Below are 16300 nucleotides of genomic sequence, written 5' to 3'. Positions count from 1 at the left end.
CCCACGCCGTATCGGCCGCACGCCCGAGCCGGCGGCGGGCCTGGGCGACGGCCCCGGCGCCGGCCAGGCGCAGCCACTGCTGCCAGGGCGGGCGCGGCGCGCCGAGCAGTTCGCCACGCTCGTAGCGTTCGCGGCAGGCGGCGCGGCGGACCTTGCCGCTGGACGTTTTGAGCACCGTGCGCGGCGGCGCCAGCACGATGTCATCGGCCGGCATGCCGATCAGGCCGACGGCGAGGTCATTGATTTCCGCCTGGATGCGCGCGCGGATGGCGGCGGTGTCGTCGCGGATTTCGGCCAGCACCACCAGCCGCTCGGTGCCGCTTTGCGCGTCGGTGGCCGGGAACACCGCGACGCCGCCGCGGCGCACGCCAGACAACCGGCTTACCGCCTCCTCCAGTTCCTGCGGGTAGAGGTTGTGGCCGCCGCGGATGATGACGTCCTTCTCGCGCCCGGTGAGGTAGAGCTCGCCTGCCGCGAGATAGCCGAGGTCGCCGGTATTCAGCCAGCCGTTATCGAACAGGGACTGGCTCGCTTCCGCGTTGTGGAAATAACCATGGGTCGCCGACGGCCCCTGGAACTGCACGCGCCCCAGCGTGCGTTCGGGCAGCTCGCGGCCGTTTGCATCGACGATGCGGATGGCGTGATCGGGCAAGGGCTGCCCGCAGGACACGATGCGCTGGGCATGGGCATCCCCGGCCGCGGCGGGACGGGCGATTCCGGTGCGCGACAGTGCGTCGCGGTCGACGCGGTCGATCAGCGGACCGCGTCCGAGCGGCGGAAAGGTCAGCCCGACCGAGGACTCCGCCAGGCCGTAGACCGGCGTCATCGCGCTGGCGCGGAAACCGTAAGGAGCGAAGCGCGTGGTGAAATGCTCCATCGTGTCGGGGCTGACCGGTTCGGCGCCGTTGTAGGCCAGTCGCCATTGGCTCAGGTCCAGGCCCGCCAGCTCGCGATCGTCGAGCTTGTTGACGCACAGTTCGTAGGCGAAATTCGGCGCTGCCGAGACGGTCGCGCGATGGCGGTGGATCGCCCACAGCCAGCGCCCGGGCCGCGCAAGAAAGGCCAGCGGCGACATCAGCACCAGCCGGAATCCGACATAGAGGCTGCCCATGCAGGCGCCGATCAGCCCCATGTCGTGGTAGAGCGGCAGCCAGGACACGAAGGTGTCTTTGGCGGTGACGCCCGAGGCACGCGCCATGGCATTGAGGTTGGCAAGCAGGTTGGCGTGGGTCAGCATCACCCCCTTGGGGTTGCCGGTGCTGCCAGAGGTGTATTGCAGGAAGGCCATGTCCGCTGCACGCGGCGGAAGCGGCAGCGGTGCCGCAGCGTCGCGCGACAGGTCGGCAACGGTCACCACCGCGCGCAGCGAGGGACACTGCGCGCGCAGCAGATGGCCGAGCGGCTTGGCCCGCGCGTCGGTGACCAGCAGCGCGGCCCCGGCATTGGCGACGATGCCGGCGATGCGGCGCAGGTGCTCCTCAATCTGCGAAGGGCGCGCCGGGGGATACAGCGGCACCGGCACGCAGCCGGCGTAGAGCGCGCCATAGAAGGCGGCGAAAAATTCGCGACCGGTGGGCAGCATGATGGCGACGCGGTCGCCAGTAATCGAGTCAGGCGCGATACGGTCGTCAGCATTATTGATCCGGTCAAGTGAAGTTTGAAGTTGTAGGAGCGGCGCCCTCGCCGCGAATGCCGGCGCCGCGCAACCGCCAGCATTCGGCCCGGGGGCGGGCCTCCTACAATCCATCTCAGACGCCTCCGCAAGAGGTAGGCCGTGCTCGCGCAGGCCGGCCGCCAGCGCCCGCGCCTCGGTCTGCAGCATGCGATAGCTGATGTCCTCGCTGTGGCCCGCCTCGCCCTCCAGCGTGATGTGCACCCGCTCGCCATGCTGCGCGACATGCCAGTCGAGCAGCTCGATCAGGGTGGCAAGGGTTTGCGGCGGCTGTTCGGGCGTGGCTTCATCCATCGCCGCGGCGGGCGCCGGCGCCGGCATTTCAACGGGCCCGGCCACGCCCATCTGGCTCAGCAGGTCGCGCGGTGTTTCGGCCTCGGCGAACGCCGCCTCGGCCAACCTCACCCCGAGTTCGCGCTCGATACGGGCGAGCAGTTCCACCCGCGCCAGGCTGTCGAGACCGAAGTCGCGCTCCAGTTCATGATCCAGACCGAGGTGGTCGATGCCGTTCGCGCCTGGCCGCAGTTCGCGCGAGAGGCCGCGGACAAGGTCGAGCAGCTGCGTCGTCTCGGCGGGAGTTAAGCTCGTCATACCTGCTTTATAGTGCCGTGGTTAATACAGCGCAGCCGCAGGTGCAGCAGTACCCCGACCACTGCCAGCGCGGCCACCGCGTGCTTGAGGGTGTGTCCGCTGACCAGCCCGCCGGTCAGCGCGAATACCGGGCGATCGCCCAGATCGAAAAGCAGGGCCAACAGATAGAGCCCGATGACCGCCAGGATGCTGCGGTCGCCGCTGTAGCGCGGCGAATAGAGGCGCAGCAGCAGCGGAATCAGCAGCACAGGATAAAGCTGCATCAGCAGATAGGGACGCAGGTCACCCATCCCGCGCGCCTCGCTCCAGCCCCACCAGGCGGCACTGCCCAGCCCCGCGACGACGACGAGCGGCAGCAGACGCAGTCCGGCCCGGGAGCCGACGCGCTCGCACACGATGGCGGCAAACCAGGCCATGAACGCCAGCATCATCGCCAGCCGATCCCACAGCAGCCGGTCGTTGTCGGGGGCGAAGTGGTAATAGCCGGAGCCTACGCCGACCAGGATCATGGCAAAGAAGAACAGGCCGTACGGCCAGCCCTCGCGCCGATCCCGCCAGGCGCCCTGCCGCCGCTGCATGAAGCGCAGCCCCAGCGCGCCCGCCAGCACGAACAGGGCGTTGCTTGTGGTGTCGAGGCAACGGGGCAGGCCCCAGCAGGCGCGCTGATCGGCGAATTCGTGGTAGCCGGGCGGCTGCGCAATCGGCGGCGGCATCCAGGCGAGCCCCGCCAGCGTGCCTGCCAGCAGCCACAGGACGAGCGCCCGGGCATGGGGACGCCATGCGCTCATGCACCGTCCTCGCGCTCGGCCAGCAGCAGGTCGATCACGCGCCACAGCCGCCACAGGTCGGGCAGATCCTCGCGCCAGAAGCGCCACGTGAACAGATCGGACACCCCTAGATCGACATGCCCCAGAACGCTCCGGATCAAGAACACGCGCGCCTGTCCCGCCGGCACGGCGCCCGCAAGCGCCAGGCTCTCCGTATAGGGAATGAGATTGTCATTCCTGCCGTGCACCAGAATCAGCCGCGCCTGCAGCGGCGTGAGATCGTGCCGCGCGAGATCGAGCTGGTCGATATGCTCGCGCATGCCCCGGGGCAGCCGCGCGAACAGTTCGGCAAAGCGCGCGGGATCGTTGTTGAGGGCCAGCGCATACACCGCCTGCGCACCCTGGCTCAGCCTGGCGGCAAGCGGCGCCAGGTCGGCCTGGGGGTCGTCCATTCGCTGCGCCACCATGCGGTCGAACACGGCGCGATCCGGTGCCGGCGCGAGGTAATCCAGGCTGGAATAGGCCAGCACCATCCGGCCGGTATCGTCCGGCGTGATGAACTGCCAGGCGCCCTCATGCTCGAACCAGCCGGTGGTGAAAAAAAGCATGGCGCGCGGCAGGTCGTGATACCCGCCCAGCCCGACGATGAAGTGCACCTGCTCGCGGATGTCGTCCTCCAGCGCGGCAAGCACGGCGGGGGCCACCGAGTAGCTGAAGGCGAACATGCCGGCGCGCCCATCCGGCGCCAGTTCCGGCTGGCGGCTGATCCAGGCGAAGGCATCGGCGATTTCGCGCGCATCCGAGGGACGGATGCGCAATTGCCGATAGCCGGTGAGGTCGGGCACCATCACCGCAAACCCGGCGCGCGCCAGAGTGGTAGCGAAAGCCACCATGCGCGGATCATCCTTGCCCTGCGGCACCGCACCGGGAACCGCGACGAGGGCGGCGCGCGGGCAGTGCGGAACTGACACCTGACCCGGCGCGACGCAGCCATCCAATGCAGCCGGCAGATAAAGATCGGCGTGATGCGCGCGCCCTGCCACCGTGTAGTCCAGGGGCTGCCGCAGCGGCGCGGGGGTCGTCCGCTTGAGCCGGGAATCGGCAGCGCCGGCGGCGAAATCCTGCAGCACCCGCGCCGCTTCGTAGTGCCGCACCGGCGCGCACCCCGCCAGCGTGACGAGGAGCGCAATGGCCAGCGTGAGCACCACCTGGTCCCGTCCGGGAAATAAAATTCGTGTTGCCGTCGTGCTCCGTTCAGGCATCGCTGGCATCAAGCGGCGGGCACTTGCTTGAGCGCCCGACGCAAGACCTTGCCGATGGGCGACTTGGGCAGCCGGTCGCGGAATTCCACCTGCTTGGGCACCTTGTACGCGGCCAGATTCGCCCTGCAGTGGGCAATCAGTTCGGCGGCCGTCAGCGCCGGATTCCGCTTCACCACAAACGCCTTGACGACCTCGCCGCTCTTTTCGTCCGGCACGCCCGTCACCCCCGCTTCCCTGACCCCGGGATGCAGCATCAGCACCTCCTCGACCTCGTTCGGGTAGACCTTGAAGCCCGACACCACGACCACATCCTTGCCACGATCGACAAAGCGGACCATGCCGCGCGCGTCCATCTCGCAGATGTCGCCGGTGCGCAGCCAGCCGTCCACGCTGAGAACACTCGCGGTTTCGTCCGGCATGTTCCAGTAGCCGCGCATCACCTGCGGCCCCTGCACGCAGAGCTCGCCCGCCTCGCCCAGCGGCAGCGGGTTCCCCGCCTCGTCGCGTATTTCCACCCGGGTGGAGGGAATCGGCATGCCGATCGCGCCGCTGAATTCCCTGGCATCGAGCGGATTGGCGCAGACGATGGGCGACGCCTCGGTCAGCCCGTAGCCCTCGATCAGCGGCACCCCCATCCGCTGCTGCCAGCGCTCCGCCACCGAGCGCTGCACCGACATGCCGCCGGCCACCGCGAGCTTGAGCGCGCCGGCGTTGGCCTGTTTCACCCGTTCGAAGCCGGGGGCATCGAGCAGCTTGTGGTACAGGGTGTTGACGCCGGTGATGACGGTAAAGCGGGTCTTGCGCAACACCTTGATAAAGCCGGGAATGTCGCGCGGGTTGGTGATCAGCACGTCGTTCGCGCCCCACTTCACGAAGGTCAACAGGTTGGCCGTGAGCGCAAACACGTGGTAGAGCGGCAGCGGCGTGATGACGACTTCCTCGCCTTCCCTGAGGATATTTCCGATCCAGGCGGAGGTCTGCTCGACGTTGGCCACCAGGTTGCCGTGGGTGAGGATCGCGCCCTTGGCCACCCCGGTGGTGCCGCCGGTATATTGCAGAAAGGCGATGTCATCCTGCGTGATCTGCACCTCATCGAGGCGATGGTGCACGCCGCGTCCGAGCGCGGCGTTGAAGGCCACCGCACCCGGCAGCTGCCAGGGCGGCACCCCGCGCTTGATCCACTTGACCGCGAAGTTGACCAGGCAGGCCTTGAACGGCGGCAACAGGTCGCCCACGCGGGTGGTGATCACGTGACGCACCGCGGTGGTCGCGACGATTTCCTGCAGTGTGTGTGCAAAATTCTCCAGCACCACGATCGCCGTCGCCCCCGAATCGGCCAGCTGGTGCTGCAGCTCGCGCGCGGTGTAGAGCGGATTGACGTTCACCACCACCATGCCGGCGCGTAATGCGCCGAACAGCGCCACCGGATACTGCAGCAGGTTGGGCAGCATGATCGCCACCCGCTCGCCACGGCGCAGGCCGGCCTCGTGCTGCAGCCAGGCGCCGAACGCCTGCGAGCGGCGGTCGAGCTCGTCGTAGCTCAGGCTGACGCCCAGGTTGGTGAAAGCGGGACGCGCGCGGAACCGCTCGCAGCTCTGTTCGAGCAGGTCCTTGAGCGAATCGAAGCGGAGAATGCTGGCTTCTGATGGGACACCGGGGGGATAGTGCTCGAGCCAGATGGGATTCATCGCTTGTCTCCTGACGCGCCGGTGTCTTCAGACTAGCGTCGCCAATCCGGAAACGCCGCACCGGAGTGTCCGCACGCCATGCAGAGAATGCCTGCTACTGCCCGCCCAGGCTGATGAGCAGCACGTCGCACGCCGCAGCGTGGGCCACGTCCTTGCTCACACTGCCCAGCAGCCAATCCTGCAAGCCACCGCCATAACCATGGCGCCCCAGAACCACCAGATCAACACCCATTGCCTCGATGGACTGGCAGATGACCGCCGGGGGAAAGCCTGGCTGGACCAGGCGCCCGACTGCCGCGCCCTGTTCGGCCGGTGTCAGCAGGGCATCCAGCTGTTGCTCGGCCTCGGTGCGCTGGCGCGTGAGCCAATCCGCGATGTCCACCCGGACAAACTTCGCCTTGCGCAAACGCTGCTCGACCTCGCTCCCCAGCACGTGCAGCGCATCCACCCGTGCGCCGTCGGCGAGACTGATGGCATGGCTGACCACCGCCGCCGACACCGGGGAGAAATCCACCGCCGCCAACACCTTGCGGTAAGGCTCATCCGCCGGCTTCTTGACAATCAGCACCGGGCACGTCGCCACCCTCAGCAGACGTGAAGCGGTGGACCCGAGGAACAGGTCCAAGAGCGTGCTCTCGCCGCGTGACCCGGCCACCACCAGATCGGCCGCCACCGCCTGTGCGTAGGCGGCGATTTCGGTATGCGCCCGGCCCAGCCGGGTGACGGCGCGGACGCGAATACCCAACTGAGTGGACAGGCTGGCCGCCACGGCCTCCACCCGGGTCTGCTCCGCTTGCTGCAACTCCTGATCGCTGTGGCCGAACTCATCCGGGGTCAGCGTCAGGCTGGGGTAGAGATCGAGCGGGCGCACCACATGCAGCACGTGCAACTCGGCATTGTGTTGGTTGGCAATGCGCGCGGCGCGCTGCACGGCACGCTCGGAAAATTCGGAAAAATCGGTGGCGACGACGATACAGCTGATGCTAGGCATGATGGGTTCCCGAAAAGACGAGTAGCACTATTATTCATAGCCTACTCGTTAGAGTATCGGGCGTCAGGCATCCGGCCTCGCCTGCTTTACCGTCTCTGACTCTCAGAGCCATAATCGCGGCACACGAACAAAACGGCGTCACCGCGCCCAGTCCCACGCCATCAGTTGCCGAGAGGGTCGAACATTACTGCGATTCGAATTCGGTGAACGCGCGGTTCATGTTGGCCCGGTGCAGGCCTTCGTAGTTGTCCAGATGCCGGAATGCAGGCAGATCGGCGTAGCGGTCGAGCGTCGCAGCCAGCGGCTCCATCTCCCGCGCGGCCGCACCCACCTGGTTGGCGAGGAAGTCGTAATAGTCGCCCGTCTCGCGCTGCGCCTGCGCCAGGTCACACACCCGGCCGTGGCCGGGAACGATGCGTGCAGGCTGCAGCGCGGCCAGTGCCTTGAAGGCCTGCTGACCATTCTTCACGCTCGACCAGGGCAGCACGCCGAGCAGGCGGTCGACATAGACCAGATCGCCGCTGAATATCACGCGCTGCTTGGGCAGCCAGACCCAGGCGTCGCCCGGAAAGTGGGCGTTGGTATACGTCAGTTCAAGCGTCTCGCCGCCCCGTTCCAGCGTGACCGAATCGCCCGCCAGCGTTTTGGGGGCAGGCAGCGGCTTGGTGCCCTGCATACGCTTGCCGAGAAAGCGCTTCAGGCCTTCTATCTGCTGCGCCGCATACTCGGCCTGGGTGGCTGCGGTGCGGGCGAGCGCGATGACCTCGGCGCCCTGGCCGGCGAAGTAGTCGTTGCCCAGCCAGCGGTGATCCTGGCTGCCGGTATTGACGACCCAGCACACCGGCTGATTGGTCACCTTGCGGATGGCGGCTTCGATCTTTTTGGCCCCCAAGCGGCTGGCGCCGGAGTCGATCAGGATCACGCCCCTGGGGGTAACGATGAAGCCGAAATTGGCGTTGAGGCCGTCATTGTCGGCGCTGCGCTGACCCAATGGGCCGACGATGACGTAGACGTTTTCGGTCACGCGTTCTGCCCTGGGTTGATAGTCGGCGCGGGCGGTCAGGGTGAACAGGCCGATCACGGCGGCAAACAGAATCAACGCGTAGCGTTTCAGCATGACGGTTCTCTCAGCGGGATTGCAAACCCGATTCGTACCACCCCTTGCTGCGGTTGACAATTTTCACCACCAGCAGCATCACCGGCACCTCGATCAGCACGCCGACCACAGTGGCCAGCGCCGCGCCCGACTGGAAGCCGAACAGCGCGATCGCCGCCGCCACCGCCAGCTCGAAGAAATTGGACGCGCCGATCAGTGCCGACGGGCCGGCCACGCTGTGCTGCTCGCCCACCTTGCGGTTCAGCCAGTAGGCCAGCGACGAGTTGAAGAGCACCTGGATCAGGATCGGCACGGCCAGGAGCGCGATGATCAGCGGCTGCGCGATGATCTGCTCGCCCTGGAAGGCGAACAGCAGCACCAGCGTGACGAGCAGCGCGATGATGGAAGCGTGGCCGAGCTGCGCCATCGTCGCGTCGAACGCCGCCTGTCCGCATTTGAGCAGCAGCTTGCGCCAGCCCTGTGCCAGGATCACCGGGATGACGATGTACAGCACCACCGAGGTGAACAGCGTGTCCCACGGCACCACGATGGCCGACAGCCCGAGCAGCAACCCGACGATGGGCGCGAAGGCGGCGATCATGATGGCGTCGTTCAGCGCCACCTGCGACAGGGTGAAATAGGGATCGCCTCCGGTCAGCCGGCTCCACACGAACACCATCGCGGTGCACGGTGCGGCAGCCAGCAGGATCAGGCCGGCGACATAGCTATCGAGCTGTTCCGCCGGCAGATACGGGGCAAATACATGGCGGATGAATATCCACGCCAGCAGCGCCATCGAGAACGGCTTCACCGCCCAGTTGACGAAGAGCGTCACGCCGATGCCCTTCCAGTGCGATCTAACCTGATGCAGTGCCCCGAAGTCGATCTTCATCAGCATGGGGATGATCATCACCCAGATCAGCAGGCCGACCGGGAGGTTCACTTGCGCCACCTCCATGCGCCCCAGCGCATGGAACGGCGCCGGAAAAAGCTGGCCCAGCAGCACGCCGGCGACGATGCACAGCGCCACCCACAGGGTAAGCCAGCGCTCGAACAGGCTCATCGGTGCGCCGGCGGCCTTTTTAGCGGTGACTTCGCATTGGACGCTCATGCCGTCTCCCCGATGTCGCGAACGGCCTGTTGCAGCTTCATGCCGTCCAGCGTGTTGAACGGCAAACTGACGAACATGGAAATGCGGCGCTGCATCCGGTTCATGGCATCGAGAAACGCGCGACGCTTGATGTCATCGCTTCCTTCCACCGCGGCCGGATCGGGAATGCCCCAGTGTGCGGTCATCGGCTGCCCCGGCCACACCGGGCAGACTTCGCCCGCCGCCTTGTCGCATACCGTGATGACGAAATCGAGCTGCGGCGCATCGGGCTGCGCGAACTCGTCCCACGGCTTGCTGCGCAGTTCACGGGTTGGTAAATGGCCTTTCTCCAGCAATTCCAGCGCAAACGGATTGACCTGTCCGGCTGGATGGCTTCCCGCGCTGAACGCCCGGAAGCGCCCTTTGCCCAGATTGTTCAATAGCGACTCAGCCAGAATCGAACGCGCCGAATTGCCGGTGCAGAGGAACAGCACGTTGTAAATGGGTTCAGCCATGGCAGCGTCTCCGTTATTCAGGCAGCCGCCGCTTGCAGGCCGAGTTTCTCGCGCACCGCCGCCACCAGCCGGGTGCGGATGTCGTCGCGCACCGCGAGGAAGCTCTCCAGCGGCTCGCCGTGCGGGTCATGGAAAGGCAGGTGGATGCTGGGAATCGGGCGCGGGAAAATCGGGCAGGCTTCCCTGGCGTTGTCGCACACCGTCACCACCAGATCGATGCTCTCGTTCATCACCGCGTCGATGTCCTTCGGATGCAGGCCATCGGTCGGCAGCCCGGCCTGCTTCAGTGCCTCGATCGCGCCGTCGGCCACCTTGGGCTGTGGCCGGGTGCCGGCGGACAGCGCGCGCACCTGGCCGGCGAGGTCATGGTTCAACAGCACTTCGGCCATTTGCGAGCGACAGGAATTGCCGGTGCACAGCACCAGCACGGTGTAGGTTTTTTCAGCCACGATAGCTCCCTTGATTGATGAAAGAAAAACTCAGCAACAGCCGCCCGCGGCCGGCTTGGCCTTGGCCGGAGAGCAACAGGAGGCTTTTTCCACTGCAGCTTCGGGCACGTAGCAGCCGTCTGCCGATTGCCCACCGAACACCGGGATGCTGTCGAGCGTGTGATAGGTCTCCCAGGCGATGCCGGTGGGGTCCGTCGCCCAGTACTTGTCCGACTTGGCGTAGCAGCAGGCGGTGCCCATTTCCTCCACCACCTCGGCGTCGAGCTTCTGTAGGCGCGCGTTCATTTCGACCAGTTCCTCGGCGTTTTCGACCTGCACGCCCAGATGGTTGAGGCCGGGGGCGGCGCCGCGTGCCGAGATCGCGAAGTTGACGCGCGGATCGTCGAGCATCCATTTCGCGTAATCGTCCTTGGTCACGGTCGGCTCGGCGGCGAACATCGTGGAATAGAACTTGATGCTGGCGGCCAGATCGTCGACCGCAACGTGTACGTGAAGGCGTTTCATGTTGACTCCTTTGAAGTTGCGCACGCCGGGGTGCAGACTGGCGAGCAGGGATTGCCGCCGCAGCAGTTTTCGGTGAGAAAACCGAGCAGCGCGTTCATGGTGGAGAAATTCGCGGTATAGATGACGAAGCGCCCCGACTGCTGCGAGCTCACCATGTCGGCATGCGACAGTTCCTTCAGGTGAAACGACAGCGAGGACGGCGCAATTCCGGTGAGTTCGCTGATCCGGCCGGCGGCAAGGCCGGCCGGGCCAACCTGGACCAGTGCGCGAAAAATGGCCAGGCGGGAATCCTGGGCCAGAGCGGCAAGGGCGGTGACGACGGTTTTCGTTTCCATATTTCAATGATATTTGAAACGTTGAAAAAATTGCAAGCGTTTTCTTGCATGTCCCCGCGCGACGTAGGAGCGGCGCCCTCGCCGCGATTTGCGCACCGATGCAAACGCCACGGCATCGGGCCGGGGGCGGACCTCCTACCCTGTACGGGCGCAATCGCGGCGAGGGCGCCGCTCCTACAATCCAGAAAAATATCGCTGCGAAGGGGAATAAACTTGGCGGTGAAGGTGTTCACGTCCATGCAAGCCGAGACTTGCCCATTCCTCACCCACCATTGAACAAGGAAACGCCATGAACACCTCCTTCTCCGCCTCCCTCGCTGCCCTGAGCATGCTGGTTGCCTGTGCCAGCCCCTACGCCGCATCGCCCGCCATGACCCAGATGGGCGTGCTCACCAATCCGGCAGGCATGACGCTGTACGTCTTCGACAAGGACGCGGCCGGCTCCGGCAAGAGCGTTTGCAACGGCGAATGCGCCCAGAAATGGCCGCCCCTGACCGCCGCCGCGTCCGACCAGACCAGTGGCGACTACGCGGTCATCACCCGGGACGACGGTTCCATGCAGTGGTCGTTCAAGGGCAAGCCGCTGTATCGGTGGTTCAAGGACCAGAAACCGGGCGACATGACCGGTGACGGCGTCAACAATGTGTGGCATACCGCCAAGCCCTGAGTGCGCGCCCGCCCCGACCTGATCGAGCACCTCCCCCGCCTGCGCCGCTACGCCCGGGCGCTGACGGGGGACGTCAATCGCGCCGACGACCTGGTGCAGGACACGCTCGAACGCGCGCTGGCGAAGCTCGACCTGTGGCAGCCCGGCAGCGATCTGCGTGCCTGGCTGTTCACCCTGATGCACAATCTGTTCGTCAACCAGATCCGCGTCCGGCGGCCGCAGGAAACTGTCATGGAGGACGCGTTGGACGAGCCGGTGAGCGGCGGGCAGATGGAAGCACTGGTCGCGCGCGACATCCATGCAGCGCTGGCGCAATTGCCCGAGGAACAACGCGAAGTCCTGCTGCTGGTGGGGCTGGAGCAATTCGGCTACGCTGAAGCTGCCCAGGTGCTGGGCGTGCCGACCGGCACCGTGATGTCGCGCCTTTCGCGTGCGCGCGAGCGGATGCGGCAGATGCTGGCGGGCGAACCCGCGATCAAACTGAAGCTAGTGATATGACAGACAACGTACACGAGCATGAACTCCACGCCTATGTCGATGGCACCCTGCCCGAGGCCCGCCGCCTCGAGGTCGAGGCCTGGCTGGCGGCCCATCCGGCCGACGCCGCGCGGGTGCAGGCCTGGGCCGGGCAGAACCAGACCCTGCATGCCGCCTTCGACGCCGTCCTCAATGAGCCGCTGCCGCTGAATCTGGTGCGCGCCACGCGCCGGCCGGCCATGGCCAAGCCCTTCAAAGCGGTGGCCGCGATGCTGTCCATGCTGGTGACCGGACTGATCGGCTACGCCATCGGCCTGAACACCCCCGGGCAGGCGCCCGCCGCCCCGGCATATCTCGCCCGCGATGCCGCCATCGCCCACGCCGTATTCAGCCCCGAAGCGCGCCACCCGGTCGAAGTCGACGCTGCCCACGCGGACCATCTGGTGGCCTGGCTGTCCAAGCGCGTCGGCACGCAACTGCAGGCGCCGGATTTCAGCGCGCAGGGATTCGAGCTGCTCGGCGGCCGCCTGCTGACCGGCGAAACCGGGCCGGTCGCGCAGTTCATGTACCAGGACAAGATCGAGCGCCGCGTCACCCTCTACGTGCGCCGCGCAGTGGCCGGCAACACGGAGACGGCGTTCCGCCACACGACCGAAAACGGCGTCGACGTGTTCTACTGGATCGACGGCGATTTCGGCTACGCCCTGTCGGGCCAGATCGGACGCCAGGCGATCCAGCAGCTGGCGGATGCCGCCTATCGCCAGCTGGTCACGGCATCCGGCAGACCATAAGCCCCCCGTGGGAGCGCCGCCCTCGGCGCGATTTTCGGCAACCACAAATCGCGCCGAGGGCGGCGCTCCCACGTCAATTCGCCCACGTCATCATCAAAATTTACACAGCGCATCTCATGGCCCCGCCGTTTTGCCCAGCATGTCCAGCGCCACCGCCTCGGCGACCTTGATGCCGTCGACGCCAGCCGACAGAATCCCGCCGGCGTAGCCCGCGCCCTCGCCCGCCGGGTACAGCCCCTTGACGTTGATGCTCTGGCAATCGTCACCGCGGGTGATGCGCAGCGGCGACGAGGTGCGCGTCTCGACGCCAGTCAGCACCGCGTCCTTCATCGCAAAGCCCTTGATCTGCTGGTCGAACGCCGGCAGCGCCTCGCGGATCGCCTCGATAGCGTAATCCGGCAACGTCGAGGCGAGGTCGGTGAGGTGCACGCCGGGCTGGTACGAGGGCTCGACGCTGCCGAGCTGGGTCGACGGCTTGCCTTCAATAAAATCGCCGACCAGCTGGCCCGGCGCGTCGTAATTGCCGCCGCCGAGTTCGAACGCGCGTGCCTCCAGTTTGCGCTGTAGCTCGATGCCGGCCAGCGGCCCGCCGGGGAAATCCGCGGGCGTGATGCCCACCACGATGCCGGCGTTGGCGTTGCGCTCATTGCGCGAATACTGGCTCATGCCGTTGGTCACCACGCAGTTCGGCTCGGAGGCGGCCGCCACCACGGTGCCGCCCGGGCACATGCAGAAGCTGTACACCGAGCGGCCGTTCTTGGCGTGATGCACCAGTTTGTAGTCCGCCGCGCCGAGCAGCGGATTGCCGGCGTTCGGCCCCAACCGTGCGCGGTCGATCAGCGACTGCGGATGCTCGATGCGAAAGCCGATGGAAAATGGCTTCGCTTCCATGTAGACGCTGCGCGCGTGCAGCATCTCGAAGGTGTCGCGCGCGCTGTGGCCGAGCGCGAGGATGACGTGATTGCTGGCGAGCGTCTCGCCGCTGGCGAGCGTCACCCCGCGGATACTTTTACCATTGGGACCATCCTCGACCAGCACGTCGGTGACGCGCTGCTGGAAGCGGATTTCGCCGCCCAGTGCCTCGATCTCGTGGCGCATGGTCTCGACCATGCCGACCAGGCGGAAGGTGCCGATGTGCGGTTTCGACACATATAGAATCTCATCCGGCGCGCCCGCCTTGACGAACTCGGTCAGCACCTTGCGCCCCAGATGCTTGGGGTCCTTGATCTGGCTGTAGAGCTTGCCGTCGGAAAACGTGCCCGCCCCGCCCTCGCCGAACTGCACGTTGGACTCGGGATTGAGCACATGCTTGCGCCACAGCCCCCAGGTGTCCTGGGTGCGCTCGCGCACCGCCTTGCCGCGCTCCAGCACGATGGGTTTGAAGCCCATCTGCGCCAGCACCAGCGCGGCGAAGATGCCGCAGGGGCCGAAGCCGACCACCAGCGGACGCTCGCTCAGATTCTCCGGCGCGTGGCCGACGAACTGGTAGGCCATGTCCGGCGTCGGCACGAGGTGGCGGTCGTCGCGGAATTTCTTCAGCAGCGCGGCCTCGTTTCTGACCTCGACGTCGACCGCGTAGACCATCAGCAGTGCGTGCTTTTTGCGCGCGTCGTAACTGCGCTTGAAAATGCTGAATCCGACGAGTTCGTCGTCTGCCAGGTCCAGGCGCTGCAGGATCGCCGCGCGCAAAGCCTCGGGCGGATGGTCGAGCGGGAGTTTGAGCTCAGTCAGTCGCAGCATGGTGATCATTCAAATAGGTGAGTGCGCCCTGCCCCGCCACGCACCCGCTGGCGAAGCAAGCCGTCAGCAGATAGCCGCCGGTGGGCGCTTCCCAGTCGAGCATCTCCCCCGCGCAGAACACGCCGGGCAGATCGCGCAGCATCAGGTGTTGGTCGAGCGCCTCGAAGCGCAGGCCGCCGGCGCTGCTGATCGCCTCGTCGAGCGGGCGCGGGGCGACGAGCGTAAGCGGCAGCGATTTTATCGCGTGGGCGAGCTTCACCGGGTCGTTCAATTGATCCGCCGACAACACCTCGCGCAGCAGGACCATTTTCACGCCCTTGATTCCGGCGCGGCTTTGCAAGTGGCTGGACAGCGAACGCGCGCCGCGCGGGTGGGCGACTTCGGCGATAACCCGATCGAGTGTTTTGTCGGGGGCCAGGTCGAGCAGCACCGTCACCGATCCCTGTGCCGCAATCGTGTCGCGCAGCGGCGCCGACAGGGCATACACCAGGCTGCCCTCGATGCCGGTGCCGGACAGCATCAGCTCGCCCCTGCGTTCATGCGAATAACCGGCCGCATCGGTGAAACGCAGTGCCACCGTTTTCAGCGGCTGCCCGGCGAAGCGGCTGCGCAGATGCTCGCTCCAACCACCCGCCACATCGAAGCCGCAGTTCGACGGCAGCAAGGGCGCGACATCAATCCCGCGCTGCGCCAGCAGCGGCACCCACGCGCCGTCCGATCCCAGCTTCGCCCAGCTGCCGCCGCCGAGTGCAAGCACCACCGCGTCGGCTTTCACGGCCAATTCGCCCTGCGGCGCGGCAAAGCGCAGCGCACCGTCTTCGCGCCAACCCAGCCAGCGATGCCGCACGTGAAACCGCACCCCGGATTCGCGCAGCCGATGCAGCCACGCGCGCAACAGCGGCGCCGCCTTCATGTCGGAGGGAAACACCCGCCCCGACGAGCCGACGAAGGTCTCGACCCCCAGCCCGTGACTCCACTCGCGCAGCGCGGCAGGGGGAAAGGCCTCGAGAAGCGGTTTGATTTGAGCAGCGCGCGCGCCGTAGCGCGACAGGAAGGCGTCGAACGGTTCGGAATGGGTGATGTTCATCCCGCCCACGCCGGCCAGCAGGAACTTGCGGCCCAGTGAAGGCATGGCGTCGAACAGGTCAACCCGCACCCCGCCTTGCGAGAGGACTTCGGCCGCCATCAGGCCGGCGGGCCCGCCTCCGATTACAGCGGCGGTTTTCAAGGCCTGCGCATGCGGGGTCATCAAAGGGCTCAAGCGCATTGGATTCTGACCGTTTCACAAACACACGTGGCCCAAAAAGACGCTAGGGAGACGCTGATTAATCCGTCTTTGCGAGGAGCGAAGCGACGCGGCAATCCAGAAATGCCTGCTTAATCAATGCGCTGGATTGCCGCGCTTCGCTCGCAATGACGGCTATATCGAATTAATCAGTGTTTCCCTAGGGCGCCCACTGAACCGCGCTGCAGAAACGACCTGTTGCTGCGCGACTACTTGATCAGAAATGCTTCCTTTGACCGCCCTTTGGACTGCTCTTCCGCCAGCCACTTCGGCGCGCGGCCGCGGCCCGCCCAGGATTCACCCGTGGCGGGATTACGGTACTTCGCGGCCACGGCAGCACGCGCCTTGGTCTTTTTTGCCCCGCCTCTCAGGTCATCAAG

The 16300-nt window shown here is 66.3% G+C and carries 17 protein-coding genes; 3 read left to right on the top strand and 14 right to left on the bottom strand.

Features of this window, described 5'->3' with window-relative positions; genetic code table 11:
- From ABW22_RS01555 to ABW22_RS01505, 11 genes are all read right to left on the bottom strand, one after another.
- Window positions 1-2263: AMP-binding protein (locus ABW22_RS01555; RefSeq protein ID WP_059751279.1), on the bottom strand; the 2263-nt coding region annotated here is incomplete at its 3' end.
- Window positions 2260-3051: a hypothetical protein gene (locus ABW22_RS01550; protein WP_059751277.1), complete on the bottom strand. Its 792-nt coding sequence runs from the start codon at window positions 3049-3051 to the stop codon at window positions 2260-2262. The genes ABW22_RS01555 and ABW22_RS01550, both read right to left, overlap by 4 nt.
- Entirely contained in the window at window positions 3048-4292 is a 1245-nt protein-coding gene (locus ABW22_RS01545; protein ID WP_202813888.1) for an alpha/beta hydrolase family protein, read from the bottom strand. Before ABW22_RS01545 ends, ABW22_RS01550 begins: the two co-directional genes overlap by 4 nt.
- A gap of 8 nt (window positions 4293-4300) precedes the next feature.
- Window positions 4301-5980 (bottom strand): AMP-binding protein, encoded by a 1680-nt coding sequence (locus ABW22_RS01540; RefSeq protein WP_059751273.1) that lies wholly within the window; start codon window positions 5978-5980, stop codon window positions 4301-4303.
- A 94-nt stretch (window positions 5981-6074) separates the two neighbouring features.
- Complete coding sequence (locus ABW22_RS01535) at window positions 6075-6971, bottom strand: universal stress protein (protein ID WP_059751272.1); 897 nt, start codon at window positions 6969-6971, stop codon at window positions 6075-6077.
- Window positions 6972-7155: 184 nt separating this feature from the next.
- Entirely contained in the window at window positions 7156-8088 is a 933-nt protein-coding gene (locus tag ABW22_RS01530; protein ID WP_059751271.1) for an MBL fold metallo-hydrolase, read from the bottom strand.
- A 10-nt stretch (window positions 8089-8098) separates the two neighbouring features.
- On the bottom strand, window positions 8099-9178 hold the full coding sequence (arsB, locus tag ABW22_RS01525) for an ACR3 family arsenite efflux transporter (protein ID WP_059751269.1): 1080 nt from the start codon (window positions 9176-9178) through the stop codon (window positions 8099-8101).
- The gene (locus tag ABW22_RS01520) at window positions 9175-9672 is read right to left on the bottom strand and encodes an arsenate reductase ArsC (protein WP_059751267.1); all 498 of its coding nucleotides are present in this window, start codon (window positions 9670-9672) and stop codon (window positions 9175-9177) included. The genes arsB and ABW22_RS01520 overlap by 4 nt, the downstream gene beginning before the upstream one ends.
- Before the next feature lie 17 nt (window positions 9673-9689).
- Window positions 9690-10121, bottom strand: a complete 432-nt coding sequence (locus tag ABW22_RS01515) for an arsenate reductase ArsC (protein WP_082708342.1) — start codon at window positions 10119-10121, stop codon at window positions 9690-9692.
- A 30-nt stretch (window positions 10122-10151) separates the two neighbouring features.
- The gene (locus ABW22_RS01510; protein WP_059751265.1) at window positions 10152-10625 is read right to left on the bottom strand and encodes an ArsI/CadI family heavy metal resistance metalloenzyme; all 474 of its coding nucleotides are present in this window, start codon (window positions 10623-10625) and stop codon (window positions 10152-10154) included.
- Complete coding sequence (locus ABW22_RS01505; RefSeq protein WP_059751263.1) at window positions 10622-10960, bottom strand: ArsR/SmtB family transcription factor; 339 nt, start codon at window positions 10958-10960, stop codon at window positions 10622-10624. The genes ABW22_RS01510 and ABW22_RS01505 overlap by 4 nt, the downstream gene beginning before the upstream one ends.
- Before the next feature lie 289 nt (window positions 10961-11249).
- Here ABW22_RS01505 and ABW22_RS01500 point away from each other — a divergent pair, with 289 nt between their 5' ends.
- Genes ABW22_RS01500 through ABW22_RS01490 form a run of 3 tightly spaced genes read left to right on the top strand, consistent with a single transcriptional unit; the run spans window position 11250 to window position 12895 of the window.
- Window positions 11250-11627: a hypothetical protein gene (locus ABW22_RS01500; RefSeq protein ID WP_059751262.1), complete on the top strand. Its 378-nt coding sequence runs from the start codon at window positions 11250-11252 to the stop codon at window positions 11625-11627.
- Window positions 11628-12125: a sigma-70 family RNA polymerase sigma factor gene (locus tag ABW22_RS01495; RefSeq protein WP_059751259.1), complete on the top strand. Its 498-nt coding sequence runs from the start codon at window positions 11628-11630 to the stop codon at window positions 12123-12125.
- Window positions 12122-12895, top strand: coding sequence for an anti-sigma factor family protein (locus ABW22_RS01490; RefSeq protein WP_059751257.1), 774 nt, complete (start codon window positions 12122-12124; stop codon window positions 12893-12895). The genes ABW22_RS01495 and ABW22_RS01490 overlap by 4 nt, the downstream gene beginning before the upstream one ends.
- A gap of 114 nt (window positions 12896-13009) precedes the next feature.
- Here ABW22_RS01490 and ABW22_RS01485 read toward each other — a convergent pair whose 3' ends face one another.
- The 3 genes from ABW22_RS01485 to ABW22_RS18375 all read right to left on the bottom strand — a co-directional run bounded on the left by ABW22_RS01485 (window position 13010) and on the right by ABW22_RS18375 (window position 16252).
- Window positions 13010-14635 carry an NAD(P)/FAD-dependent oxidoreductase gene (locus tag ABW22_RS01485; RefSeq protein WP_059751255.1) on the bottom strand — a complete coding sequence of 542 codons (1626 nt, stop codon included), beginning with the start codon at window positions 14633-14635 and terminating at the stop codon, window positions 13010-13012.
- Window positions 14619-15884 (bottom strand): TIGR03862 family flavoprotein, encoded by a 1266-nt coding sequence (locus tag ABW22_RS01480; protein ID WP_088178736.1) that lies wholly within the window; start codon window positions 15882-15884, stop codon window positions 14619-14621. Before ABW22_RS01480 ends, ABW22_RS01485 begins: the two co-directional genes overlap by 17 nt.
- A 245-nt stretch (window positions 15885-16129) precedes the next feature.
- The gene (locus tag ABW22_RS18375; protein ID WP_419184912.1) at window positions 16130-16252 is read right to left on the bottom strand and encodes an H-NS family nucleoid-associated regulatory protein; all 123 of its coding nucleotides are present in this window, start codon (window positions 16250-16252) and stop codon (window positions 16130-16132) included.
- Window positions 16253-16300: the final 48 nt, after the last annotated feature.

Source organism: Thiobacillus denitrificans (assembly GCF_001530125.1).
Classification (GTDB): domain Bacteria; phylum Pseudomonadota; class Gammaproteobacteria; order Burkholderiales; family Thiobacillaceae; genus Thiobacillus; species Thiobacillus denitrificans_C.
The sequence above is the reverse complement of the archived record's forward strand: the minus strand, read 5'-3'. Positions and strand labels throughout refer to the sequence as shown.